This window comes from Micrococcus sp. HSID17227 (assembly GCF_003989405.1).
GTDB lineage: Bacteria > Actinomycetota > Actinomycetes > Actinomycetales > Micrococcaceae > Micrococcus > Micrococcus luteus.
Genome location: NZ_RBLN01000348.1, coordinates 1 through 1,635 on the forward strand (window position 1 = coordinate 1; position 1,635 = coordinate 1,635).

Sequence of the window (1,635 nt, forward strand, 5' to 3'; positions counted from 1 at the left end):
TCGGCCGCGGCGATCGCCACGCCCGCGGCCTGGGCCGTGCCCAGCACGGTCGGCGTGTTCGTGTTCGCGAACATGCGCTCGACGGCGGCGCGATCGGGCCGGTGCGCGGCGAGGACCGCGGAGACGGCCTCGTCGATGCGCAGGAGGCGCTGGTCCAGGGGGGCGGTGGGCGGGGTGCCCGTGACCTCGACGTGGACGAGCGCGGCCCGCCGTCGCGCGTCCACGTCCACCACGGCGATCCCGCAGCGGGTGAGCCCCGGGTCCACCCCGAGGATCCGGACGACGTCGGCGGGCCGGCGCGCGCTCAGCGCGATCAGTCCTCGTCGAGCTCGGCGAGGACCTCGGGGGCGATGTCCACGTTCGAGAAGACGTTCTGGACGTCGTCGAGGTCCTCGAGCGCATCGGCCAGCTTGAGGAAGGTGCGGGCGCCCGACGCGTCCAGGTCCACCTTCATGGTGGGGACGAACTCGAGCTCGTCGGACTCGTACTCCACGCCCGCCTCGTCGAGGGCCTTGGCCACGGACTGCAGGTCGGAGGGGTCCGAGAGGATCTCGAAGGAGTCGCCGGAGACGACGACCTCCTCGGCGTCCGCGCCGCCCTCGAGCACGGCCTCGAGCAGGCCGTCCTCGGTGTTGCCCTCGGTGGGCAGGCGCACGAGGCCCTTGCGCTCGAAGAGGAAGGAGACGGAGCCGGAGTCCGCCATGGTGCCGCCGTTGCGGGTGACGGCCGCGCGCACGTCCGCGGCGGCGCGGTTCTTGTTGTCGGTCAGGCACTCGACCAGCAGCGCCGAGCCCTGGGGGCCGCGGACCTCGTACATGATCTCGGCGTAGTCGATGACCTCGCCGGTCAGGCCGGCGCCGCGCTTGACGGCGCGGTCGATGTTGTCGTTGGGCACCGAGGCCTTCTTGGCCTTGGACACGGCCAGGTCGAGGGCGGGGTTGCCGGCGACGTCGGGTCCGCCGGCACGTGCCGCGACCTCGATGTTCTTGATGTACTTCGCGAACGCCTTGGCGCGCCGCGCGTCGATGACGGCCTTCTTGTGCTTGGTGGTCGCCCATTTGGAATGTCCTGCCATCACGCCTCCTCAGGTCTGGATCTCGTCTGCTGGCTCGACCGCCCAGTCTAGCGACGCCCGGTGGGGTGGCGCGGATCACGGCTGACTACACTCGCGCCCATGACCCACACCTCCGCGCCCTCCGTCCTGCCCGCCGACCACCCGCTGGCGACCCCCTCCGACCTGCCCTACGGGCTGCCCGACTTCTCCGCCGTCTCCGACGCGCAGCTGGCCGAGGCCGTGCGCGCGGGGATGGCGGCCCAGCGCGCCGAGGTCGACCAGATCCTCGGGGCGGCCACGGCGCCGACCTTCGAGAACACCGTCCGCGCGCTCGAGCTGTCCGGCCAGCTGCTGCGCCGCTCCGCCGCCATGTTCTTCACGCTCGTCGGCTCGGACGGCACGGACGCGCGGCAGGCCCTGGCCGAGGAGCTCTCCCCCGAGCTCGCGGCCCACGAGGACGCGATCCTGCTGGACCCGCGGCTGGCGGCGCGCGTCGCGGCGATCGACGACGGCGGCCTCACGGGCGAGGACGCCCGCCTGCTGGAGGCGCTGCGCCTGCGCCTCTCCCTGGCGGGGGCGGA

Annotated in this window: 2 protein-coding genes and 1 pseudogene; 1 reads left to right on the forward strand and 2 read right to left on the reverse strand. The window is 73.2% G+C overall.

Annotated features, from left to right (window positions below; translation table 11 throughout):
* The coding region (locus D8M29_RS11645; protein WP_174233352.1) for a crossover junction endodeoxyribonuclease RuvC at nt 1–266 on the reverse strand (266 nt) is incomplete at its 3' end.
* 47 nt (nt 267–313) lie between these two features.
* The gene (locus D8M29_RS11650) at nt 314–1,075 is read right to left on the reverse strand and encodes a YebC/PmpR family DNA-binding transcriptional regulator (RefSeq protein WP_049147641.1); all 762 of its coding nucleotides are present in this window, start codon (nt 1,073–1,075) and stop codon (nt 314–316) included.
* Nucleotides 1,076–1,174: 99 nt separating this feature from the next.
* Here D8M29_RS11650 and D8M29_RS11655 point away from each other — a divergent pair.
* Nucleotides 1,175–1,635 (forward strand): annotated as a pseudogene (locus D8M29_RS11655) (M3 family peptidase); the annotation flags it as partial.

Excerpts from the sequence above, each read along its gene's own strand:
- D8M29_RS11650 (WP_049147641.1), bottom strand. The coding sequence starts at position 1,075 with ATGGCAGGACATTCCAAATGGGCGACCACCAAGCACAAGAAGGCCGTC.